Source organism: Paraburkholderia haematera (genome assembly GCF_905220975.1).
GTDB lineage: Bacteria > Pseudomonadota > Gammaproteobacteria > Burkholderiales > Burkholderiaceae > Paraburkholderia > Paraburkholderia haematera.
Genome location: NZ_CAJNBK010000004.1, coordinates 350,939 through 375,093, shown reverse-complemented (window position 1 = coordinate 375,093; position 24,155 = coordinate 350,939). Strand labels below are relative to the sequence as shown.

20 protein-coding genes are annotated in these 24,155 nt (G+C 63.0%); 7 read left to right on the top strand and 13 right to left on the bottom strand.

What is annotated here, in order from left to right; genetic code table 11:
- Window positions 1-5: 5 nt before the first annotated feature.
- Together KHO23_RS11390 and KHO23_RS11385 are read right to left on the bottom strand one after the other, a co-directional pair.
- Window positions 6-791, bottom strand: a complete 786-nt coding sequence (locus tag KHO23_RS11390; RefSeq protein WP_211611109.1) for an SDR family NAD(P)-dependent oxidoreductase — start codon at window positions 789-791, stop codon at window positions 6-8.
- A 140-nt stretch (window positions 792-931) separates the two neighbouring features.
- A complete protein-coding gene (locus KHO23_RS11385) occupies window positions 932-1,825 on the bottom strand; it encodes an alpha/beta fold hydrolase (protein ID WP_211611107.1) in 894 nt (297 codons plus the stop codon).
- Window positions 1,826-2,108: 283 nt separating this feature from the next.
- Between KHO23_RS11385 and KHO23_RS11380 the strand changes: the two genes are divergently transcribed.
- The 7 genes from KHO23_RS11380 to KHO23_RS11350 all read left to right on the top strand — a co-directional run bounded on the left by KHO23_RS11380 (window position 2,109) and on the right by KHO23_RS11350 (window position 10,683).
- Window positions 2,109-2,957, top strand: a complete 849-nt coding sequence (locus KHO23_RS11380; RefSeq protein WP_211611106.1) for an SDR family oxidoreductase — start codon at window positions 2,109-2,111, stop codon at window positions 2,955-2,957.
- A 129-nt stretch (window positions 2,958-3,086) separates the two neighbouring features.
- Window positions 3,087-4,676 carry a DUF1302 domain-containing protein gene (locus KHO23_RS11375; protein WP_211611105.1) on the top strand — a complete coding sequence of 530 codons (1,590 nt, stop codon included), beginning with the start codon at window positions 3,087-3,089 and terminating at the stop codon, window positions 4,674-4,676.
- A gap of 100 nt (window positions 4,677-4,776) precedes the next feature.
- The gene (locus tag KHO23_RS11370; RefSeq protein WP_211611104.1) at window positions 4,777-6,168 is read left to right on the top strand and encodes a DUF1329 domain-containing protein; all 1,392 of its coding nucleotides are present in this window, start codon (window positions 4,777-4,779) and stop codon (window positions 6,166-6,168) included.
- Window positions 6,169-6,251: 83 nt separating this feature from the next.
- Window positions 6,252-7,034, top strand: coding sequence for a 2-oxopent-4-enoate hydratase (gene dmpE / locus KHO23_RS11365; protein ID WP_211611103.1), 783 nt, complete (start codon window positions 6,252-6,254; stop codon window positions 7,032-7,034).
- A 34-nt stretch (window positions 7,035-7,068) separates the two neighbouring features.
- Window positions 7,069-7,968 carry an acetaldehyde dehydrogenase (acetylating) gene (locus KHO23_RS11360; RefSeq protein WP_211611102.1) on the top strand — a complete coding sequence of 300 codons (900 nt, stop codon included), beginning with the start codon at window positions 7,069-7,071 and terminating at the stop codon, window positions 7,966-7,968.
- A 10-nt stretch (window positions 7,969-7,978) separates the two neighbouring features.
- A complete protein-coding gene (gene dmpG, locus KHO23_RS11355; RefSeq protein WP_211611101.1) occupies window positions 7,979-9,013 on the top strand; it encodes a 4-hydroxy-2-oxovalerate aldolase in 1,035 nt (344 codons plus the stop codon).
- Window positions 9,014-9,825: 812 nt separating this feature from the next.
- On the top strand, window positions 9,826-10,683 hold the full coding sequence (locus KHO23_RS11350; protein WP_236066797.1) for a tyrosine-protein phosphatase: 858 nt from the start codon (window positions 9,826-9,828) through the stop codon (window positions 10,681-10,683).
- A gap of 82 nt (window positions 10,684-10,765) precedes the next feature.
- Here the strand turns inward: KHO23_RS11350 and KHO23_RS11345 are convergent, their stop codons facing one another.
- The 11 genes from KHO23_RS11345 to KHO23_RS11295 form a co-directional block, all read right to left on the bottom strand.
- Window positions 10,766-11,842, bottom strand: coding sequence for a Rieske 2Fe-2S domain-containing protein (locus tag KHO23_RS11345; RefSeq protein ID WP_211611100.1), 1,077 nt, complete (start codon window positions 11,840-11,842; stop codon window positions 10,766-10,768).
- Window positions 11,843-11,998: 156 nt separating this feature from the next.
- Window positions 11,999-14,512 carry an efflux RND transporter permease subunit gene (locus tag KHO23_RS11340; protein ID WP_211611099.1) on the bottom strand — a complete coding sequence of 838 codons (2,514 nt, stop codon included), beginning with the start codon at window positions 14,510-14,512 and terminating at the stop codon, window positions 11,999-12,001.
- Between the two features lie 97 nt (window positions 14,513-14,609).
- Window positions 14,610-15,608 (bottom strand): WD40/YVTN/BNR-like repeat-containing protein, encoded by a 999-nt coding sequence (locus tag KHO23_RS11335; protein ID WP_211611098.1) that lies wholly within the window; start codon window positions 15,606-15,608, stop codon window positions 14,610-14,612.
- A gap of 173 nt (window positions 15,609-15,781) precedes the next feature.
- The gene (locus tag KHO23_RS11330; RefSeq protein WP_211611097.1) at window positions 15,782-16,987 is read right to left on the bottom strand and encodes an acetyl-CoA C-acyltransferase; all 1,206 of its coding nucleotides are present in this window, start codon (window positions 16,985-16,987) and stop codon (window positions 15,782-15,784) included.
- Between the two features lie 40 nt (window positions 16,988-17,027).
- Complete coding sequence (locus KHO23_RS11325; RefSeq protein ID WP_211611096.1) at window positions 17,028-17,534, bottom strand: MaoC family dehydratase; 507 nt, start codon at window positions 17,532-17,534, stop codon at window positions 17,028-17,030.
- Window positions 17,535-17,545: 11 nt separating this feature from the next.
- Entirely contained in the window at window positions 17,546-18,349 is an 804-nt protein-coding gene (locus KHO23_RS11320) for an SDR family oxidoreductase (protein ID WP_211611095.1), read from the bottom strand.
- Window positions 18,346-19,545, bottom strand: a complete 1,200-nt coding sequence (locus KHO23_RS11315; protein ID WP_211611094.1) for an acyl-CoA dehydrogenase family protein — start codon at window positions 19,543-19,545, stop codon at window positions 18,346-18,348. Before KHO23_RS11315 ends, KHO23_RS11320 begins: the two co-directional genes overlap by 4 nt.
- Entirely contained in the window at window positions 19,545-20,951 is a 1,407-nt protein-coding gene (locus KHO23_RS11310) for an acyl-CoA dehydrogenase family protein (protein ID WP_211611093.1), read from the bottom strand. Before KHO23_RS11310 ends, KHO23_RS11315 begins: the two co-directional genes overlap by 1 nt.
- Window positions 20,952-20,955: 4 nt before the next feature.
- On the bottom strand, window positions 20,956-21,831 hold the full coding sequence (locus KHO23_RS11305) for an SDR family oxidoreductase (RefSeq protein ID WP_211611092.1): 876 nt from the start codon (window positions 21,829-21,831) through the stop codon (window positions 20,956-20,958).
- Between the two features lie 39 nt (window positions 21,832-21,870).
- Window positions 21,871-23,022 carry an acetyl-CoA C-acetyltransferase gene (locus KHO23_RS11300; protein ID WP_211611195.1) on the bottom strand — a complete coding sequence of 384 codons (1,152 nt, stop codon included), beginning with the start codon at window positions 23,020-23,022 and terminating at the stop codon, window positions 21,871-21,873.
- On the bottom strand, window positions 23,022-24,083 hold the full coding sequence (locus KHO23_RS11295) for an acyl-CoA dehydrogenase family protein (RefSeq protein ID WP_211611091.1): 1,062 nt from the start codon (window positions 24,081-24,083) through the stop codon (window positions 23,022-23,024). Before KHO23_RS11295 ends, KHO23_RS11300 begins: the two co-directional genes overlap by 1 nt.
- Window positions 24,084-24,155: the final 72 nt, after the last annotated feature.

The window sequence follows — 24,155 nt, the reverse complement described above, 5'->3', positions numbered from 1 at the left end:
CTCTCCTAACGTGCGGTGTAGCCGCCGTCGATCACCAGCTCCGTGCCGGTCACATAACGGCCGGCCGGCGACACCAGATACAGAATGCCTGCTGCGATATCCTGCGGATCGCCGATTTTCGCGAGCGGCACGAGCGTTTTCATATGCTCGAAAATCTGCTCCGGATCACCGAGCTTGGCGAATGCCTCTTCCAGCAGCGGCGTGCGGATAAAACCGGGGTGCACGGAATTCGCGCGGATGTTCTGCGTGGCGTACAGCATCGCCTCGGTCTTCGCCATCAATCGCACCGCGCCCTTCGATGCGTGATACGCCGGCACGTCCGGCCCACCGACCAGCCCGTACATCGAAGACAGATTCACGATCGAACCGCCTCCCGCCGCCAACATGTGCGGAATCGCATACTTGGTGCAGAGAAACACGCCTGTCACATTCACATCGATGACTTTCTGCCATTGCTGCAGCGTCATTTCGTGCGTGGGCAGATTCGCGCCTTCGATACCGGCGTTGTTCACCAGGGCGTCGAGCCGTCCAAAGCGCGTGGCGATTTCGCCGAACACGCGCTGCACGTTGTCCTCCTGCGTGACGTCCATCTTCCAGAACGCCGCGCGGCCGCCCGACTCGTTGATCTCGGCGACCAGTTGCTCGCCCGGCTCCGTCAGTACGTCGAGCACCGCGATCGCCGAACCGGCCGCCGCCAGCGTGCGGGCCGTCTGCGCACCGATGCCGCGCGCGCCGCCTGTGATGGCGGTCACCTTGCCGCTCATGTCGAACAGTTGATGGGGAAATGTCATAGCGTCTCCGTCATGTTGTAGTTGGGGTTTCTGCGGCGCCAGGCTCTTAGCCGGTCACACGGGGCGCACGAGTCACACGAGTCACACGAGTCACACCGATCATGCCAATCACGCCCGCGAGGCCGCATCCAAAGCATGCCTCAAGCGGCGCGCCGTTCCGCGAGAAATTCCAGACATTCGCGATTGAAATACCGCCGATGCTCGACCATGACCCAGTGTCCGCAGCGATTCATCAGAACAAAGCGCGCATCGGCGCAATGTTCGAGAAAACGCATCGCGCCGCTGGCCGGATTGAAGCGGTCGTCCGTGCCCCAGAATCCCAGCACCGGACATTTGAGTTCACCGAGCCGTTCTGTCAGGTTGGGCACGCGCATGGTCGACAGCACTTCCGGCGGCTGCTGTTCGCACACGGCGAGACGCTCATCGACCAGCGCATCCGTGACGAGGCTGCGATCGAACACCAGCAGTTCGAGCAATTGCCGCATCGTCAGGCGGTTCATCTGGCGGTTCGTGAAGAGCGACACCATCTTCTGGATGCCCTCCATCCTGAAGTAGGTCTCGCGCTCCTCGACACCGCCCGGGGCCATCATGATCAGGCTGTCCACGTCGTCGGGATAGTCGAGCGCGTATTGCAACGCGATCGCGCCGCCGAGCGAATTGCCGAGCAGGGTCGCCCGGCCGATGCCGTTCGCGGTGAGTTGCGCACGCAACGCGTCGACGAAGAAGTCGAGCGTGTAGTTCACGTCCGCGGGCTTCGACGATGCGCCGTAGCCCGGCAGATCGACCACGATCGCGCGATGACCGGCGGCGGCGAACTGCGGGTAGTTGTGCTTGAAGTTGCTGAAGCCGCTCGCGCCGGGCCCGCTGCCGTGAATGAACACAACGGGCGCGCCGCTGCCGGCTTCGAAGTGATGCAGGGTCAGGCCGCCAGGGACTTCCGTGAAAATCCCCTTGGGTGCATGCAGAGCGGCAGGCGCGTTGCCGGACCTGGCGTGCGCATCGGCGTGTTGGGACTCGGTGGGTGTTGCATTCATGCGCGCTTGTCTCCGGTGTCGGCAGGAGTTAGCGCTTCAGCGCTTACTCCTGCCCCATGCAAATTGCGAGTCGGCAGGAGTTAGCGCTTCAGCGCTTACTCCTGCCCCATGCAAGTTGGTCACTGCCTCGCGCCGCGCTCTTCGGCGCGGCAGATTGTGCGAGGGTCGCCAGCGAAAACATCATCCCTTCGAATCCACCGCGGAACATCGTCTTTTCAGACTACGAGGCAGCGCCGCATTTCTCCTACCATCGGCCCCACATGAACGAACGGAGAAAACGGCAATGAACGGGTTCGATTTCAGCGGCAAGGTGGTGCTGGTGACCGGCGGCACCAAAGGGATCGGTGCGGCCATCGCACAAGCGTTCGGCGACGCGGGCGCAACGGTGTACGTCTGCGGCCGCACGCCGCCCGCGAGCGCAGCGGCGGACTCGCAGACAAATCCGCAAGAGGGTCTGAAGGCGGTTTTTCCTGAGAACGCCCCACGTTTCATCGCCGCGGACGTACGCGACATCGACACAATCGACGCCATGCTCGCGCGGATCGAACGCGAAACCGGCCGGCTTGACGTGCTCGTCAACAACGCGGGCGGTGCGCCCTTCGCGCTCGCCGCGCAGGCCTCGCCGCGCTTCACCGAAGCCGTCATCCGCCTGAACCTGCTGGCGCCGCTCCAACTCGCGCAACGTGCGAATGCGCTGATGCAACAGCAGGCGGAAGGCGGCGTTCTGCTGTTCATCGGCAGCGTGAGCGGTTTGCGGGCGTCACCGGGAACAGCGGCCTATGGGGCGGCAAAAGCCGGCCTGCTGAATGCGGTGCGCTCGCTCGCCGTGGAATGGGCTCCCAAGGTTCGCGTGTGCGCAGTGAGCCCGAGTCTCGTCGAAACCGAAGCCGCCACCAGCGGCCATATGGGGTCCTCATCGGCGGACGGCGCGGCCGCGCTCGACAACATCACCGCGACGATTCCCGCCGGCCGGCTCGCGAAACCCGGCGACATTGCGTCCGCGTGCCTGTTCCTCGCCTCGCCGCACGCCGCTTATGCATCGGGCAGCAATCTGATTCTCGAAGGCGGCGGCGAAGTGCCCGCCTTCCTCGCGGCCACCGACATGCACAAGGCGTTCGCCACCAAGCCGTAGACGCATTCACACACGCACGCCTCGCATCCCTGGGGCAAGCGACTAGTCCGTTTTGACGATTCTCGCGCCGCACGTGCCCCCTAACCTCTGATCACAACAAATTTCAGAAGTGACCACAGAGGAGACGGAATGCAGATCAACGGAACACAAGAGCGCGCACCGGCGATGCGCGCGGTGTGCGCGGCATGCAGACTCGCCGTGCTGGCAGCGGCGTCGGCAGCAACGATGACGACGTTCGCCACATCGGCTTACGCGGGCGACACGGTCAATCTCGGCGCGGACACCACGCTCGATTACACCTTCACGCTCGGCTACGGCCTTGGAATGCGCACGCGCGCGCCGAGCGGCAATCTGCTGACGCCCGAAAACATCAACGGCGACGACGGCGACCGCAACTTCGCGAAGAACAAGCTGATCGAGAATCAGGTCAGCCTGCTCGGCGAAGTGAACCTCAAGCACGACGACTGGGGTGTCTTCGTGCGAGCCAACGTGTTCTACGATCAGGCATACCAGCACCCGAACAACAACGACGCGCCCTTCACCGTCAACCATAGCGGCGCGTATAACCAGTTCACCAGCGACGCGAGCTACTTTGCCGGCGGATATCCGCAGTTGCTCGCAGCCTATGCGTACGACACGATTCATCTGGGCGGCACGAGTCTGAACGTCAAGGTGGGCGAGCAAGTGGTCGCGTGGGGCGAAAGCGTGTTCTTTCCGAACATCTCGGGCGCCCAGGGGCCGGCCAATGCGACCGCGAGCTATGTGGCCGGAGCGGAGGTCAAGGACATCCTGCTGCCCGTGCCGCAGATTTCGACGCAGTGGCAAATCGCGCCTAACTTCAGCCTGCTCGGCTATTACCAGTTTGCGTTCCAGCCTAACCGACTCGTGCCGCCCGGCGCCTTCTGGAGCTACTCGGACGTCGTCGGCCCCGGCGCGCAATACATCATCGGGCCGGGCGGCATCCAGATTCCGCGTGGCAACGACATCCGGCCGAACGGCGACGACCAGTGGGGTGTGGGCGCACGCTGGCGCGTGTTCGGCGACACCGAAATCGGTGCGTACTACCTGCACTACAACGACATGAACCCGAGTGTCGTCACGACGTTCTTCCCGACGCTCCAGTACCAGCAAAAGTACTTCGACCACATCAAACTCTCCGGCCTGAGCTTCTCGACCGATCTGAACGGCGTGAACGTCGCTGGTGAAACGTCGTACCGTCAAGGCGCCGCGGTGCTCGTGAACACACCCGCGGGTGCACAGTCCACGCGCGGCGACGTATGGCAATCGAATCTCTCCGCAATCTATTCGATCGGACCGACCTTCCTTGCCGCATCGCAAACGCTGGTAGGTGAAGTCTCGTATGTGCACGCCGGCAACCTCACGCCGATCATGGGCTCGACGACGCTCAGCAACACGCGCAATTCCGCCGCCTTCGAGGTGGCATGGACCCTCAGCTACAAGAACGTCTTCAACGGCTGGGACGTCGACGTGCCGATCACCTATGCCGACGACTTCACCGGCAAATCCGCACTATCCGGTGCGCTGGGTTCATTGACCGGCGTGGGCGACCACCGCGTGACGGTCGGTGTGAACTTCACGCGCCTGAGCAACCTGAAGCTCGGGATTGTCTACGCGAAATTCCTCGGCACGCCGGACCCGAACAATCGCCCGCTCGCCGATCGCGATTATGTGCTCGCGACAGCGACCTACTCGTTCTGATGCCGCACGCCGAGCTTGATGAGCGCCCTGTGTTTCAGGCGCTTTGCAGCAAGCATCACCCTTTGAATCAGCCGTATTTTTACTGCAAGAGGATTTGGTCATGAGTCGAATTTTCAATCCCACACTGCGTGTCGGCGTTTTCGCGGCAGGCGCGGTGCTCGCAGCCGCACTGGGCGCCCCATCGTTCGCCAAAACCAGCCCCGAAGATATCGCCAAACTCGAAGGTCCGCTCACGCCGATGGGTGCCGAACGCGCGGGCAACGCCGACGGCACGATTCCCGCGTGGAGCGGCAAATGGTTCGGCACGCCGTCGGGCGTCGACTACAAGCCGGGCCAGCGCTTTCCCGATCCGTATGCGAACGAGAAACCGCTCTTCGTGATCACCGCGCAGAACATGCAGCAGTACGAAGCGCGTCTCACCGACGGCGAGAAAGCGCTGCTCAAGAAGTATCCGGATACCTTCAAGATTCCGGTCTATCCGAGCCACCGCGATTTCAGCTATGGCGACGCCGTGTACAAGGACATCCGTCTGTACGCGCCGACCACCACGATGACGAAAGACCAGAACGGCCTCAAGGATTTCCCGCCGGTCACGCCGTTCCCGGTGCCGAAACACGGTGTCGAGGCGATGTGGAATCTGCGTTTCGCATCGGCGATCGAAGGCGAAACCGCGACCTACGATCAGGCCGTGGTCTACCCCGACGGCAATATTGCATGGGGTAAGGTGCAGTACGCGATTTACGGGCCGCGCAGCGCCGACCACTTCGATCCGAAGAACGCGCTGAACGCAAAGAGCTTCTTCCGTCAGACCACCATGCTGCCCTTGTCCGATCGCGGCACGATCATCACCGGCTTTGAGATGTGGGACCAGGAAGGCTCCGATACACGCCGCACGTGGTCCTATAACCCGGGCACACGGCGCGTGCGTCAGGCGCCTGAGTTCGGCTTCGATCAACCCGAAGGCCCGGGCGGCTTTCGCACCGTCGACGACGATCGCCTCTTCAACGGTTCAGGCGAACGTTACGACTGGAAGATCCTCGGCAAGCGCGAAGTGTATGTGCCGTACGACAACTACAAACTGATGGACCCGTCGATCAAATACACCGATATTCTGACCAAGGGCCATGAGAACACGCAGTACATGCGCTTCGAACTGCATCGCGTGTGGGTGTTGCAGGCGACGCTCAAATCCGGTTATCGCCATCAATATGCGAAACGAGTGCTGTATCTCGACGAAGACACCTGGAACGCAGTTACCGCCGATAACTACGACGCCCGCGGCACGCTGTGGCGCACCAACCTCGCCCCGACGCTCTATGCGTTCGACGCCAAAACGTTCTACTCGACCTCCGTGTTCTATCACGATCTGATCTCGGGCGCCTACTACGCGGACCGTCTGTCGAATCAGGAACCGATGCCCGTGCTCACGCGCGGCTCGCAACTGACCGAAGCGTACTTCTCACCCGACGCGATTCGCGGCGCGGGTAATTGATCTCGTTGCACCTCGTTTGAGGCCACGACCGGGGACGGATTCAGGTCCGCCCCGGCGCTTTTCCCTTTCTATTGGCGCTCGCCATGACTTCGACACTTCACGCCACACTCGGCGACGAGCTTTACCACGCATGGCGCGAGCGCGCGCCGATCGCACCGTTCTCGGCACGCGCCGGCGGGTTGTCGCTCGCCGACGCTTACCGCGTGCAGCAGCATTTCGTCGCACGCCGCATCGAAGCGGGTGAAACCATTGTCGGCAAGAAAATCGGCGTAACGAGCCAGGCCGTGCAGGACATGCTCGACGTGCGCCAGCCGGATTTCGGCGTGCTCCTGTCCGGTATGCACTACGTCGCAGGCGAGGACATCCCGATCGCGAAGCTGATCGCACCGCGCGCGGAAGGCGAAATTGCGTTCTATCTGAAAGACGATTTGCGCGGCCCGGGCATCACGCGAGACGCGGTGCTGGCCGCAACCGAAGCCGTCGGCGCCTGCTTCGAGATCGTCGATTCGCGCGTCCGCGACTGGGCGATCCGCATCGGCGACACGGTGGCCGATAACGCCTCTTGTGGCGTCTACGTGCTCGGCGATGAGCGCGTCTCACCGCACGCGCTCGATCTCGCCGCTTGCCGCATGACGCTCGATAAGAACGGCGCGCGTGTAGCGGAGGGAATCGGCGCTGCCGCGCTGGGTCACCCGGCCGATGCGGTGGCATGGCTTGCGAACACGCTAGGCGAACTCGGCATGCCATTGCTCGCCGGAGAAGTCGTGCTGTCGGGTTCGCTGGCGGCATTGATACCTGTCGCTTGCGGCGACCAGCTGCACATGCGGATTGAAGGCATCGGCAGTTGCGCTGTGCGCTTCATCTGACCGTTTGAGTGTCTTTTCCTTGAGGATCCATTGAATGAGCAAGATCAAATGCGCGTTGATCGGGCCCGGCAACATCGGCACCGATCTGCTGTACAAACTGCGCCGCAGCGCGGTGCTCGAACCCGTGTGGATGGTGGGCGTCGACCCTGACTCCGACGGCCTCGCGCGGGCCCGCGAAATGGGACTGAAAACGACTGCCGACGGTATTGACGGCTTGCTGCCCCATCTGGCCGCCGACGATATCCGCATCGCCTTCGACGCCACTTCCGCATACGTGCACCGCGAGCACTCTGACAAACTGACCGCGCGCGGCGTGCGCGTGATCGACCTGACACCCGCTGCGATCGGCCCGTTCTGCGTGCCGCCGGTCAACCTCGCTGCGCAGATCGACCAGCAGGCCATGAACGTCAACATGGTCACGTGCGGTGGCCAGGCGACCATTCCGATGGTGTATGCGGTTTCGCGCGTGCAGCGCGTGGTGTACGGCGAAATTGTCGCGACCGTGTCGTCGCGTTCGGTCGGCCCCGGTACGCGTAAGAACATCGACGAGTTCACCCGCACCACTTCGCTCGCGATCGAGCAGATCGGCGGCGCTGCGGTGGGCAAGGCGATCATCGTGATCAATCCGGCCGAGCCGCCGCTGATCATGCGCGACACGATCCATTGCCTGACGGAAACCGATCCGGACGTCGAAGCGATTACGGCTTCCGTGCACGCGATGATCGAGGAAGTACGCCAATACGTGCCGGGCTATACGTTGAAAAACGGCCCCGTGTTCGACGGCCGCCGTGTGTCCGTATTCATGGAAGTCGAAGGCCTCGGCGACTATCTGCCGAAATACGCGGGCAATCTCGACATCATGACTGCCGCTGCCGCGCGAACCGCCGAAGTATTTGCCCAACAGATGCTCGCTGCATCGCCCGCCACTGCATAAGGAGTCCGACATGTCACTAGCAGGCACCCGCATCACCGTACACGACATGACGTTGCGCGACGGCATGCATCCCAAGCGCCATCAGATTTCACTCGACCAGATGCGTTCGATCGCACGCGGGCTCGACGCCGCTGGCGTGCCGCTCATCGAAGTCACGCACGGCGACGGCCTGGGTGGCGCATCGGTCAATTACGGCTTTCCCGCGCATACCGACGAGGCCTATCTCAGCGCCGTGATCGGCGAGCTGAAACAGGCCAGGGTGTCCGCCCTGCTGCTGCCGGGTATCGGGACGGTTGAACATTTGCGCATGGCGCACGAACTCGGCGTGCACACGATCCGGGTCGCGACGCACTGTACGGAAGCTGACGTGTCCGAGCAGCACATTGGTCTTGCGCGCAAGCTGGAGATGGACACGGTTGGCTTTCTGATGATGGCGCATATGTCGCCGCCCGAGCAGCTCGTCAAACAGGCAAAGCTGATGGAATCGTATGGGGCGAACTGCATCTATATCACCGACTCCGCCGGTTACATGTTGCCTGACGATGTGACTGCGCGTATTGGCCTGGTTCGTTCCGCGTTGAAGCCTGAAACGGAGTTGGGTTTTCACGGGCATCACAATCTTGCGATGGGGGTGGCGAATTCGATTGCAGCTGTGGCCGCTGGGGCCAATCGTATCGATGCCGCTGCTGCTGGGCTCGGGGCTGGCGCTGGCAATACGCCGATGGAAGTTCTTATCGCTGTGTGCGAGCGGATGGGGATTGAGACGGGTGTTGACGTTTTCAGTATCTCGGACGTGGCCGAGGATCTTGTGGTGCCGATCATGGACGCGCCGATCCGGATTGATCGCGATGCGTTGACGCTTGGATATGCGGGTGTTTATTCGTCGTTCTTGTTGTTTGCCAAGCGGGCTGAAGCGAAGTATCGGGTTCCGGCGCGGGATATTCTTGTCGAAATGGGGAGGAAGCGCCTGGTCGGCGGGCAGGAGGATATGATTGAAGATACGGCGTTGACGCTTGCGCGGGAGCGGGGGGTTTTGGTGTTGTAGGTTTTTTGCCTGCTCGGCGGTTTGTTTGTGGTTTTATGGTGTTGGCCTTTCCTTGCTGTACTTTTATGGTGTTGGCCTTTCCTTGATTTCTTATTGGTTTATTAGCGTTGCCCCTGTGCGGGGCAGCACCTACTTTTCTTTGCCTGCCGCAAAGAAAAGTAGGCAAAAGAAAGCGGCTCACACCGCCAGCTCTTAACCGGGTCCCCTGGCTTGGAGGAGGTAGTGGTGCATCTGGAATCGGTGCCCTCGCACATTCAGCGTAAGTGACAAGGCCGTCATACTTCCGGCGGCGCTGCGCGCGCCGACGCGGTAATTCGTAAAGCCGTTCGCCGTGTTTCCGCCGTCGCGTTCCGTTCGGCTCCCGGCTCACCGTTGCACCGCGACCGCGGTCACTTCATGCGAAGTGGGGTTCGCCCATGAGTGCGGAGGCGCTTCGCCGAGGCGAAGCCGATGGCCCCTGGTGCGTGAAGCGAAGCCTATGGTTTCCCTGGCAGGCCGATCCGCGACGCACGCAGTGCGGAGTGGGAGCTGATGAATCCTTTGTCACTAACGTGGAGTGTGCGAGGGCACAGATTCCAGATGCACCACTACCTCCTCCAAGCCAGGGGACCCGCTTAAGAGCTGGCGGTGTGAGCCGCTTTCTTTTGCCTACTTTTCTTTGCGGCAGGCAAAGAAAAGTAGGTGCCCCCCCGCACAGGGGGAACACTAATAAACCAATAAGAACACAAGGAAAGGCCAACACCATAAAAACACAAACAAAGCGCCGCACAGGCAAAAAACCATCACTAACCAAAACCATCAAACCCCAAACCATGAACCACAACCAGAAGATCCCCACAGCACTAGCTGCCCTACTATCGACGATAGCCATAACAGCAACAGCCCAACCCGCCCAGCAAGCCACCCCCACCCCCTACATCCAGATGGAAAAAATCCAGAACACCCGCGACCTCGCGGGCCTAACAACCCTGGATGGCCGCCAGATCCAGCCCGGCCGCCTCTACCGGAGCGGCAACCCGGCCTTCGCCACACCAGCCGACGTCGCCAAACTCAAGGCAATGCACCTGGACGTCATCCTCGACTTCCGCGCCGAAAGCGAAAAGAAACCCGCCGAACAGACCTTCGCCACTCAATTCCCCTGGCAAGCCGATCCCGTACTCGCCGGAAACCTCTCCCCCGAAGCAATCATCCCATTGCTCAAGCGCTCCACACCGGCGCAAATGCATCAATTCATGATCTCGCTTTACAAGCAATTCCCCAGCGACTACCAACCGCAATTCAGCCGGTTTCTAAAACTCGCAGAAGAAAACAAAACCATCCTCTATCACTGCACCGCCGGTAAAGACCGCACAGGATTCGCCACCGTCCTGCTGCTGTCCGCGCTAGGCGTCGATCGCGCTACCGCAATTGCCAATTACCTGGAATCGAACCGCTATAACGCGGCAGGCAACGCCCAAGCAACCGCGCAGTTGCAAAAGATCGGCGTCGCGCCCGATGTGCTGGCCCCGCTCCTGGCCGTCGATCCCGGCTACATCGGCGCGGCAATGGAGGTCATCGATCAGCAATACGGCGGTATGCAGCACTACCTCGTGGACGTGCTTCACGTGAATACGGAAAAGATCCGCCAGAACTATCTGGAGGCCGCGCCCTCCGTCGCAACGAATCCCTAATGCAAAAAACCCCACGCTCCGAAGAACGTGGGGTTGATCGGCAGTCTGAAGGCGGCGCATGCACCGCCCTTGCCACGGTTCATCACGCCTCGAATACATGTCGCAAAGGCGGCGGCGCACCGCCTTCGCGCACCTTGATCTCCACCACCTTTCTCGCCGTACTCGAAGGCCGTACATCCGCCGCATCGAGATAAAACTGCGAATACCAGTCGCGCATCTGATACAACGGACCATCGCCCTCGCACAACAACGGATTGTCGATCCGCGTCTTGGTGTCCCAGATCGCCACGTCTTCATAAAACGCGGCCTGCGCCTGCTTCGAATACGCGCGCGCAATCTCCATGTTCTGTTCGTCGGACAAACCGGGAACCTTTTTCACCATCACGCCATAACGCAACTCGAAACTGTTCATGTCGATCGGCACATGGCAGTTCAGCAGAATCGAATGAATCGGATGGCCGCCGCTTTGCCCTGTCATCTCGGTGATGTGATACGCCGGGCCAAAGTAAGTGGACAGCGCGATCAACTCGTCGTCACCGAGACGTTCGCTGCGGCCCACCAGCAATTGCGTCGCTTTGTGTCCTTCGAACAGGTTCGCGAAGTAATCGACCGGCGCGCCGTGCACCGTGGAAAAGTGCGCCATGTCCGAAATGTTGTCGACCAGCTCGCGGCAATTGGTGCCGATCACCATCAGGTCCACGACCCAATCGGACCATTCGTCGGAAGAACATGCATCGATGCGGGGAATCGCGACGTCCTCGCCCGGCGGATGACCTTCAGGATCGTGCCAGATGAACAGGAGCTGATTCTGTTCACACGTCTGCCATGCGCCGATTTTTGCCTTCGGCGGAATCCGCTTGCAGTACGGAATCGACTGGCAGTTGCCCTCGCCGTCCCACTGCCAGCCGTGAAACGGACACACCAGCGTGTCGCCGTCCACGCGGCCAGTGCTCAGATCGCCACCCATATGCGGACAAAAGCCGTCGACCACGTTCACGCGCCCCTGCGAATCCATGAACGCGGCAAGACGTTGGCCAAAGATGTTCAGCGTGTGCGGCTTGCCGTCCTTAAAGTCACTGGCAAGACCAAGACAATGCCAGCCGCGTGCATATCGCTGCACCAGCGGCTGCGCTTCAATTCTGTAGGGACGTGCGGACATCTCGTATCTCCTCCATTGGAAAAGACGGCGCTCCTGTATAGCCGCCGTCATTAGTGTTCTTGCGGAGCGCACGCACACTTTCGCGCTCACGCCTGACGATAAGCGCGACGCACTCCGCCTTCATCGTCCCGACGGACTAGGGACTTCAGCTACCAGTCAGCGCGCGGGATTACCATGCTCGAGCGCCGCGGGCTCGACTTCGCCAGGAGCCGACGCAGCACCGCGCACAGACGCCCCCGGCGCCGCCGGCAGATCCAGCGCATCCGCCGCATTCGGCACGTCCGCCCCGCCAAGCCGCGCGCCCGCATGCCGCTCTGCCCGCTCCACCCCGAGCCATGCCGCCAGCGCAGGCAACAGAAACACCGCGCCGAACAGATTGACAAGGAACATGAAGGCAAGCAGCACGCCCATATCCACCTGGAACTTGAGCGCCGAAAACGCCCACGTCCCCACGCCGATGAACATGGTCACCGCCGTGAACAAGGCCGCGGTGCCGCGCTGACGCATCGCCGCCGCGAACGCATCGGGCAAGGTGGCGCCCCCGCGCACTTCATGCTGCAACCGTTCGTACAGGTAGATGCCGTAGTCGACGCCCACCCCCACGCCCAGCGTAATCACCGGCAAGGTGGCGACCTTCAGGCCGATGCCGAGCCACGCCATCACCGCATTGCACAAAATCGACACCACCGTCAGTGGCACGACGATGCACAACACCGCGCGCCACGACCGGAACGTCACGAAGCACAGCAACGCGATCGCGCCAAAAATCGACAGCAGCATCGCTACCTCGGCATCGCCAACCGCTTCGTTGGTCGCCGCCATCACGCCGACGTTGCCGCCCGCGAGCCGGAAAGCAATATTCGGCGTGTGGTCCGCCGCAGCCAGCCGCTTGATCTCGTCGACGATATGCGCAATCGTCTTGCCCTCATGATCAGTGGTGTAGATCAATACCTGAATCGCCTGGCAGTTCTCAGTGTTCATTCCGTTGTCCGGATCGAACGCACTCGTGCCTTGCGTGAGGCCATCGCTCGAACGCGGCAGGGCACCCCAGCGCGGATTGCCTTCGTTGAAGGCGGCAATCGAAATCTTCGCGAGCGAAGGCACACTCACCACCGACTGCACGCCCGCCACGCCGCGCATCTCCATCTCGAAGCGCTCGATCGCGCTCATCACCGGATAGTGCAGACAGGCGTCGTCGAAACCGGTCGTCTCGACAATCACCGCGAGCGCATCGACGCCGATGTTGTACTCGCTCGTGATTCGCGCGTTGTCGAGGTTGTAGCGCGAGGTGCTGCGCAATTCGGGCGCACCGGCGCCGATGTCGCCGATCTGCAAATTGCGTGACTCCTTTGCGCCGAACGCCAGCAACAGCAGCGCGATCGCGAACACGCCGAGCGCCGGCACGGGCCGTGCGAATATCGCGAAACGCGTCCATAGGCGGCTGCCGCCTCGCGCCGCACGGTTCTGCGCACGCGCCAGGGTGCCCGCTTCCAGCCGGGTGTACGACAACAGGATCGGTAGAAACACTTTGTTGGTGACGATCATCAACAGCACGCCGAGGCACGCCGTAACGCCTAACTCACGCACGATCTCGATCTGGATCCGCATGATCACCATGAAACCGAGCGCATTCGTCAACAAGGCAACCGTGCCCGGCACGAACAGCTTACGAAACGCGTCGCGTGCCGCATCGGTCGAGGACATGCCCGTAACCAGCGCCTGTTTCCAGGCATTCGTCATCTGCACGGCATGCGAGACGCCGATCGAGAAGATCAGGAACGGGACGAGAATCGACATCGGATCGATGCCGAGGCCGAGGATCGGCAACGCACCGAGCAGCCACACCACCGGCAGCAACGCCACGAACAGCGCAAGCACCGTGGTCTTCGCCGAGCGCGTGTACACGAACAGCAACGCCGCCGTAATCAGGAACGCGAGCGCGAAGAAGCCGATCACCCCGCTGATGCCCGCCTCGACGTCGCCCACCAGTTTCGCAAAACCGATGATGTCGACTTCGACATCCTGATTCGAATAGCGCGCGCGAATCTGTTCGAGTTGCCGCGCCACCGCGCCGTAATCCAGATGCTTGCCAGTGACGGGATCGGTCTCGCGTAGGTCCGCGCGAATCAGCGCGGAATGCAGGTCGTTGCCGACCAGTCTGCCGATCTGCCCGGAGCGCGCCACGTTGCGGCGTACTTTGGCGAGGTCGTCGGGATTCGCACTGCTGAACTGGCCGGGCACGACCACGTCGCCACGAAAGCCCGCTTCGGTGACCTCCGTATAACGCACATTCGGCGTGAACAGCGAGAACACACGCGAGCGGTTCACGCCGGGAATGAAGAACACGTCATCGGTCGCGTGACGCAGGTCGTCCATGAACGCCTGGTTGTAGATGTCGCCGTGACCCTTCCAGCGCAGACTCACGAGGATCGTGTTGGCACCCGGAAAGGCGCTCGCATAGCGGTTGAACACCTGCATATACGGGTGCTGCATCGGGATCATCTTGTTGAACCCGGGATCGAGCCGCAGGCGCGTCGCGGAGCACCCCAGCGCGACGGTCACCGCGAGGCACAACGTCAGCAGGATGCGCCGGTGCCGCATGATGGCGTCGGCGCAGCGCTCGACAAAACGCGAAAGGCGGGACGAAGAAGGATGGGACGATGCGTTCATGATGCGTCTCACGGCAAGGCAACGGGGAGCGCGGCGGGCGCGGCGAATCGGCAGCCGGCGAGCGCGCTATGGAATGTCGGCGAACGAAACCGCGCGTTCAGGAGGGTGACGCGCCGGGCGATGCGTGCTGAGATTGGACTGCGGGTGACACTGGCAGCAACGCCACGCCCGCTTCTCCGCCCAGCGCAAGCTCGCCATGCCCGGCGTCGACCACGGCCGCGAGGCTCTGCACGCCCCCCACCTTGCGGACCGTGAAGCTCTGTCCGTTATCGCGCGAGGTGACGATCGCGCCGCCCTGGCCGACCAGCACCAGCTCGCCGTCGGCGAGTTGCACCGCGCCGAAGTAGGAGGTGCCGATGCGGCTATCGATATGTGTCCACGTGTCGCCCTGATCGGTGCTGCGCAGGACGTTGCCGCGCATGCCGTACGCGAGCCAGTCGCCATCGGCGAGCTTCAGCACACCGAAGAGCGATCCCTGGTACGGCACCGGGCGCTTCTCCCAGGTCGCACCGTTATCTGTCGAACGCAACAGTGTGCCGGTCTCGCCGGCGATCATCAGACGGCCGCTCGAATCGCCTGCAATCGCGTTCAAGTGGCGATCGTCGGCGGGTGTTTTCTGTTGGGTCCAGGTGGCGCCCGCGTCGTGCGAAACGAATAGCTGGCCGAAGCTGCCGGTTACGAACACGAGACCTTGCGCATTGCCCCACACGGACAGCAACGGATCCGAATGCTTACGCTCGAAGCGCACTTCACTCCAATGCGCGCCGCCATCGACGGTGCGCACGATCCAGCCGTCGTGCCCCACCGCGATGCCGATACGCGGTGAGATGAAGAACACCTGGGTGAGTGCGGACGCTTCGTCGGATGTCATCGCGGCTCGCCGCCAGGATGCGCCCGCGTCGTCGCTCAAGAGGATCACGCCGCGTTCGCCCACTGCGACGAGGCGCGTGCCGGCTTTGGCCAGCCCATTGATCTGCAGGCGATCGGCCTGAATCGTGGTCGCCGCGAAAGCCGGCACCGGGCGAGGCGAAAACGCAAACAGCGCCGCGCCCAGCACGGCCGCCGAGAGCAGCAAACCAGGTAGTGTCGATTTCATTTTTTGTCTCCTGTCGACCAGAGTTGACGCTTTAGCGCCTTACTCTGGTCCCATGCAGAGCTGTCGACCAGATGTCGATCGGAGTTGGCACGTTAGCGCTTACTCCGATCCCATGCAAAGCTGTTGGCGCTTTAGCGCCTTACTCTGGTCCCATGCAAAGCTCCGACCGCGGTCTACGCCGCTGTTTCGAAGAGTGCCGCGGCGCCCATTCCGCCGCCGACGCACATTGTCACCACGACATAGCGCACGCCGCGCCGCCGCGCTTCGAGCAGACCGTGCATCGTCATACGGGTGCCGGACATTCCAAACGGATGGCCGACCGAAATCGCGCCGCCGTTGACATTCAGGCGATCGGCAGGAATATGCAGTTGATCGCGGCAGTAAATGACCTGGCACGCGAACGCCTCGTTCATTTCCCACAGGCCGATGTCGTTCACCGTCAGCCGATGACGTGCCAGCAGTTTCGGCACCGCGAGCGCCGGACCGATGCCCATTTCGTCGGCTTCGCAGCCCGTCACCGCCATGCCGCGATAGATGCCGAGCGGCCTCAAGCCGCGTTGCTGCGCTTCTGCTGCGCTCATCACGACTACCGCCGCCGCGCCGTCGGACAATTGCGACGCATTGCCGGCCGTGATGAACTCGCCCTGCGCGACCGCTTCGCCGCCGCTCCAGACCGGTTTCAGCGCGGCCAGACTGGCCGCGCTGGTATCGGCGCGATTGCATTCGTCGCGCGTGGCGCGCACGCTTTCGTGGCCGACCGGTTTGCCTTCCTTGTCAAACAATGCGCGTTGCGCATCGAACGGCACGATCTCCTCGTCGAAGCGGCCCGCCGCCTGCGCTGCGGCCGTGCGCTGCTGACTCGTCAGCGCATATTCGTCCTGCGCCTCACGCGAAATGTCGTAACGGCGCGAGACGATTTCCGCCGTTTCGATCATCGCCATGTACGCGGCCGGTTGATGCGCAAGCACCGCGTCCGAACGCGCCCGGTAGGCATTCTTGTGCTTGTTCTGCGTCAGCGTGATCGACTCCACGCCGCCCGCCACCACGATCCGCGCGTCGCCGCACAGGATGTTCTGCGCGGCTGTCGCGATCGTCATCAAACCCGATGAGCACATCCGGTCCATCGCCATGCCCGGCACCGAAGCCGGCAACCCCGCCGCCGCCGCGGAGAGCCGGCCGATGTTGTAGCCCTGAGTGCCCTGTTGCGCGGCGCAGCCCATCAACACGTCGTCGATATCGGCGGGGTCGAGTTGCGCGCGCTCGACCGCGGCACGCACCACGTGGCCGCCAAGTGCGGGCGCTTCGGTGTCGTTGAACACGCCGCGATACGCTTTGCCGATCGGTGTGCGTGCAACCGAGACGATGACCGCTTCGTTCATGAGATATTCCTCTACGGGTTCTACAGCTTTCTTCGGGGTGCTACAGGTAGTAGCGGCTGATCGTGTCGGCCACGCAACCGGGTTTAGTCTCGCCGTCAATTTCCACGGTCACGCGAATCCAGGCCTGCACGCCGCCCTCGATCGCTTCGGCGCGCAGCAACTGGCCGACGCCGCGGATACGCGCGCCGGCTCGCACCGGTGCGGGAAAGCGGATCTTGTCGCAGCCGTAATTGACGCCGAGCCGCGCACCGTCGATACGCACAATTTGCGGCAGAAAGAAATTGACGAGCGAAAGCGTCAGGAAGCCATGCGCGATGCACCCGCCGAACGGACCGACCCGCGCGCGTTCCGCATCCACATGCACCCATTGATGATCGAGCGTGGCGTCCGCGAACAGCGCGATGCGCGCCTGCTCAACCTGCATCCACGCACTTTCGCCGAGCCGTTCGCCGATCGCGGCGACCAGCTCGTCGGGATGAGCGAACACGCGAGCGGGCTGCGGGTTGCCGCACACTTCAGCCAGCGCGTCAGTCCGCGCTTCATTCATAACGCTGTCCATCACGCGTGCTGACTGCTGACCGACAGCACTTCGCCGGTCATATACGACGCGTAGTCGCTTGCCAGAAAGACCATCACGTTCGCTACCTCCCACACTTCGGCGGCGCGTCCGAATGCTTCACGCGACGCCAGTTGATCGAGCAGATCGGCCGAAGCCGACTTCTTCAGAAAATCGTGCAGCGCAATACTCGGCGCCACGGCGTTGATGCGCACGCCGTACGGCGCGGCTTCGAGCGCGGAGCAGCGCGTGAGCGCCATCACGCCGGCCTTCGCCGCCGCGTAATGCGCCTGTTCCGCCTGCGCACGCCAGCCGAGCACCGACGCGTTATTCACGATCACGCCACGGCCACGCTGCTGCATATGGGGCAACATCGCCCGCGTCATGCGGAAGGTGCCGGTGAGGCTAATGTCGATCACCCGCGACCATTCGGCATCGTCCATTTCGACGATGCGACGCGCGCCGCCGAGCCCGGCGTTGTTGATCAGTACATCGACGCCTTGCATCTTGTCTTCCGCGTCCGCCACCAGCGCGCGTACCTCCTCTTCCACCGAAACGTTGCATAAGCGCCCGTAGATCGCCTGCAAACCCGTCTCGGCGCGCAAGGTTTCGACTGCTTGCGCGAGACGCTTCTCGTGGATGTCAGAGATGAACAGCGCCCGGCAGCCTTCTTCCGCGCTGCGTTTGGCGGCGGCGAAGCCGATGCCCGCACCGGCAGCCGCCGTAATCAGCACGGATTTGCCGGCCAAAAGTTGATGGCCCGGCACATAGGCAGGCGCGGTCCGCACCGTTTGGGATTCGTTCATAGCGTTCCTCGGGGTTCTCTCGGCATGCCGAGCCCGCGCTCGGCCATGATGTTCAATTGGATTTCGTTGGTGCCCGCGTAGATCGTGTCGGCGCGCGAGAACAGGAACACACCCTGCAGACGGGTGCGTTTTGCGTCGGCGCTGTCGATCAGATTGGCGTCGGGACCGAGCACGTCCATCGCCAGTTGGCCGAGTTCACGATGCCAGTTCGACCAGTAGTACTTGTAGATCAGCGCTTCACGGCCCAACGCGCCTCCGCCGTTCTCGCCGCCGTCAGCACCGGCCAGCATGCGCAGCGCGTTGTAACGCATCACGCGCAAACCCGCCCACGCCCTCGCGATCCGTTGACGGATCAGCGGGTCGTTCGCAACGCCCGCTTCATGCGCCGCGTCGACCACCCATTCGAGTTCGCGAGTGAATTGCATCTGCTGACCGAGCGTGGACATACCGCGCTCGAAGCCGAGCAGCGTCATCGCAATGCGCCAGCCGTCGCCGGGTGCGCCGACCAGATCTTCAGTGGCGGCAAGCGCACCGTCGAAAAACACTTCGTTGAATTCCGCGCCGCCGTTCAGTTGTTTGATCGGACGAATCTCAATGCCGGGTTGATCGAGCGGCATCAACAGGAACGACAGTCCGCGGTTGCCCCGCGATTCCGGTTCGGTGCGTGCGATCACGAAGATCCAGTCGGAATCGTGCGCAAGTGAGGTCCAGACTTTCTGGCCATGCACGCGCCAATTGCCGTTTCCTTCGCGGACCGCACGCGTGCGGACGTTCGCGAGATCCGATCCCGCGCCCGGTTCCGAATAGCCCTGGCACCAGAACTGCGTACCGTTCAGGATGCCAGGCAGAAAGCGCTTGCGCTGGTCTTCGGTGCCGCATGCGATCAGGGTCGGCCCAAGCAAACCCTCGCCGATATGACCCATGCGCCCGGGACCACCGGCGCGGGCGTATTCCTCGTGGAAGATCACCTGGTCGGCGACGGACATCGCACGGCCCCCGTGTTCATTCGGCCAACCGAGGCCCGTCCAGCCGCCGCTTGCCAGTTCACGTTCCCATTTCTTGCGCAGCGCCGGATAGGCCTCTTCGTCGCCGGGACCGCCGCGGTATTGCAGGCAGGCATACTCGTCGCTTAGATGCGTGCTCATCCAGTCGGCGACTTCCACACGCAAGCGTTGCTGTTGCGTTTCGCTGTTCATCAGAGGACTCCCGCGAGGACGGCTTGTGCGTGGGCTTGTGCGTGGGCTTGTGCGTGGGCTTGTGCGTGGGCTTGTGCGTGGTCGGCGTGGGCAAGCGGCAGCGATTCGCTCGAAGCCTCGCCACCGTCGATCACCTGCTCCGCGATAAACGACAGCATCTGCGCGGTCGTGCCGAATTGCGCGCTGCAAGCCTGCGCGCGTTTGAAATACAGTTGCGGGTCGTATTCCCATGTGAAGCCGACGCCGCCGTGCAGTTGGATCGCCTCCTGAGCGCAAAAGCGGAAAGCGTCGTTGGCGGTGGCTTTTGCTGTGGCGATGTCGGCCAGCACATCCAGCGGCAAAGAAGCACCCGCCTGATTGGGCACGTCACTGCGCGTCTCATCCCACGCCTGCGCCGCGCCGAGCACAGCCGAACGGGCTGCTTCGATCTCGACCATCATCTGCGCGCATCGATGTTTGATCGCCTGAAACGACGCGATCGCGCGGCCGAATTGCACGCGCTCCGTCGTGTATGCAAGCGTGAGATCGAGGCATTGCTGGGCGCCGCCGAGTTGTTCGGCGGCCAGCGCCAATGCTGCAAACCATGCGGTGGTGGACAGCGCGCGTTGCGCCTCGCTGCCCCGCGCCAGCATCGCGTCACGCGGTACGTCGACCGCATTCAGTTCGATACGCGCCAGCGGACGCGTCGCATCCAGTGTGATAAGCGGCGTACGGATGAGGCCCGCAAGATCGGCGCAGTTCAGTTCGAACAGCGCGAGAGTTTGCGCTTCGTTTGCTATCAAAGCGGGGACCAGTACCAAATCAGCGCTCGCCCCATCGGCAACTTGCGCCAACGTTCCGGACAAACGGTAACCGTGAGCCGTCTCTTCTGCATAGACCGTCACCGTACGTGCGTCAAAGCCGGGCGCAGCGTAAGCCGAAGCCGCGTGTGCATCGAAGCCGGCCGCCGCGTACGCCGAAGCCGTGCGCCTATCTACGCCCGCAGCAGCGGCAGAAGAAACCGCTCTCGCATCGAAGCCCGCCGTTGCTTGCAATGCGAGCGTCGCGCTCACCTCACCGCTCGCAATCCGCGAGAGCCATGCGCGAGCCACCTCTGATTCGCACTGCGCCAGCGCCGTCGCCGCGAGACACACCGTGCTGAAATAAGGCACGCAGGCAAGACGCCGCCCCATCTGCTCCATCAGCAATACGAGTTCAGTCGCACCCAGCCCCGCGCCGCCCGCCGCTTCCGGCACGGTCAGCGCGCACCAGCCGAGCTCGCTGGCGAGCGTCTGCCACAGCGCGTCGTCGCGGCCCGCGCTGTGTTCGATCGCCTGCCGCACCGCCGCCGATGCGCTGCGCTCCGCCAGCACGTCAGCCGCCGAATCGCGAATCATGGTTTGTTCTTCGGAGAGAGCGAGGTTCATCGTGTCAGCTTCCGTACACTTGCTGCGCCGGCTCACGCTCCGCCACCAACGCCGCCACCGCGCCGCCCACCGCGTTGACTTGCCAGCGTGCACCAATGTCGATGCGCGGCCCCGTGCGCCAGCCTTCGGCCACTGCGATCATGCCGCCCGCCGCTTCGAACACCTGCCCCGTCACGTCGCGCGATTGCGCGCTGCCGAGCCAGACGACCAGCGGCGCGACGTTGGCCGGATCGAAGTAATCGAAGCCATTGGCGGGCCTTTTCATCATCTCGGCGAACACGCCTTCGGTCATCGAGGTGCGCGCCGCCGGCGCCAACGCGTTCACCCGCACGCCATAGCGCTGCAATTCCGCGGCCTGCATCAACGTCAAGGCCGCGATGGCCGCTTTAGCCGCGCCGTAGTTCGCCTGGCCGATCGACCCTTGCAGACCCGCCCCCGAACTGGTGTTGACGATGCGCGCATCCACCTCGCGCCCCGCCTTCGACGCATCGCGCCACTCGCGTGCCAGCAGTTGTGAAAGGCAGAAATGTCCACGCAGATGCACCCGCATCACATCGTCCCAATCGGCTTCGGTCATGCTGGTGAACATCCGGTCGCGGCAGATGCCCGCGTTGTTCACCAACACATGAATCTCGCCGAAGGCCTCGTGCGCAGCGTCGATGATGCGTTGCGCGGTATCGATGCGCGTGATGTCGTCGGCATTCGCCAGTGCCCGGCCGCCGGCACCCACGATCTCGTCGCAGACGGCCTGTGCGGCCTCCTGACGAATATCGTTGACCACCACAGCCGCGCCCTCGGCGGCGAACGCCAGCGCGTATTCGCGGCCCAACCCTCCACCCGCGCCGGTAATGATCACGGTGCGCTCGTTGCAGATTCCCATGCTTGATCCTCGTAGACAGTGATGCGCTCAGTGACGTATTTACAGGCGCTCGATGATCGTGACGTTGGCAAGGCCACCGCCCTCGCACATCGTTTGCAGGCCGTAGCGGCCCCGCGTGCGCTCAAGCTCGTGCAGCAGGCTCGTCATCAGGCGTGCGCCGGTTGCGCCGAGCGGATGGCCGAGCGCGATCGCACCGCCGTTCGGATTGGTCTTCTCGTGCGGATAGCGCGTCTCGGCGAGCCACGCGAGCGCCACCGAGGCGAACGCTTCGTTCAGTTCCACCACGTCGATGTCGTCCAGCGCGAGGCCTGACTTCTTCAATGCGTGACGTGTCGCGGGAATCGGCGCGGTGAGCATCCACAGCGGATCGTCGCCGAGCACGCTCAGGTGATGAATACGCGCGCGCGGCGTGAGGCCGTAACGCTTGAGCGCCTCTTCGGAGACGATCAGCAGCGCGGCCGCCGCATCGCAGGTCTGGCTCGAAACAGCTGCCGTCAGCGCACCGCCGGGCATCAGCGGTTCGAGCGAGGCCATCTTCGCGAGCGTCGTGTCCTTGCGCGGCGTCTCGTCGTGAACAACACCGGCCAACGGCACGATTTCGCGCGAAAAATAACCGCCTTCGATCGCTGCCAGCGCGCGCCGGTGACTTTCCAGCGCGTACTGTTCCATTGTTTCGCGCGACAGGTTCCAGTGATCCGCGATCCGTTGCGCCGCATGGAACTGCGAGACCGGCGCGTCGCCGAACCGCGCGCGCCAACCGATGCTGCCCGAGAACGGATCGGTGAAACCCAGCGGTTCGGCCGCCGTCATCGCCGACGAAATCGGGATCTGCGTCATGGTCTGCACGCCACCCGCCACTACCACATCCTGCGTGCCGCTCATCACGGCCTGCGCGGCAAAGTGCACCGCCTGCTGCGAGGATCCGCATTGCCGGTCCACCGTGACGCCGGGCACCGTCAGTGGCAAGCCCGCGGCGAGCCAGCAGGTGCGCGCGATATTGCCCGCCAGCGGACCGATCGTATCGACGCAGCCGAACACCACGTCGTCGTACTCATCGGCGGGAATGCCGTTACGGGCGACCAGTTCTTTCAACACGAAGCCGCCGAGATCCGCGGCATGCACCTGTGCGAGACCGCCTTTGCGGCGGCCGGTCGGCGTGCGCAACGCATCGACGATATAAGCCTGTTTCATCATGATTCCAGTTCGAAAGTACGGGCCGGTCCGATCGGCGCACAGGACTCGATCAACGCGTCGGCCACACGGTTCTTGTGAAACGTCGTGTCACCCCAACTACCCGAGAGCGCCCAGATGCGTTTCATGAAGATCTGCAAATCGAGCTCCCAGGTGTAGCCCATCGCGCCGTGCACCTGCATCGCGTGGCGTGCGGCGAGCTGCGCCGCGGCGGTGGCGGCAAGCTTCGCGTGGGAGACATAGAGCGCGCGCTGCGGATCGTTGTCGGCGATCGCGCAGGCGGCCCGGTACACCACCGGCCGCGCGAACTCATAACGGATCGCGACGTCGGCGAGCAGATGCTTGAGCGCCTGATACGAACCGATCGGCTTGCCGAACTGCTTGCGTTGCGCGCTGTAATCGATCGCGACGTCGAGCACGCGCTGCGTGAGGCCGAGCAATTGCGCGGCGACGGCGAACGCGCCCTGGTCAAGTGCGCGCGCGAGTAACGGTTGCGCCTCGGCGGCCGTTGCCACTCGTGTGCTTGCGCTTGCCTGCCAGTCGAGTTCGAACAAGCGACGTGACGGATCGACGCTTTCCACCGCATTCAATCGGCAAGCGCCGGGCGTGAGCCAATGTAACTCGCCATCCCGCTCACATAACAACACCTTCGCAACGTGCGCGTCGCTAACATACGGATTCACCGGATGCCCAATCGCCACGCGCGCCGACCCCGACGCGATATCGCGCAACAGCGCGTCGCGTCGCACACTGGCGGGCAAGCCTTCCAGCATGCCGACGGCTACGAGCGCCGTATCGAGTAACGGCTCGGGTCCGCCGAAATAGCCATAGGTCTGCGCGAGCAGCGCCCACTCCACATCACCGAGCCCCAAGCCATCGTGACTTTCCGGCACCGACACGGCCGTCAATCCTTGCGAGGCGAACATATCCCACATGCGCTCCGAGCGGCCCGTGGGCGTGTTCCACAACTCGCGGATCAGCTCCGGTGTCATCTCCGTCATCAGAAAGCGCTTGACGCTGCCCGCCAATGCTTCCTGATCTTCGTTGAATACGAAATCCATAGTTCCTCGCTCAATCCTTTAAGCGTCTGAATGCGGGCTGCAGCGGGTTGCATGCTGCTTGCAGCACCGGCA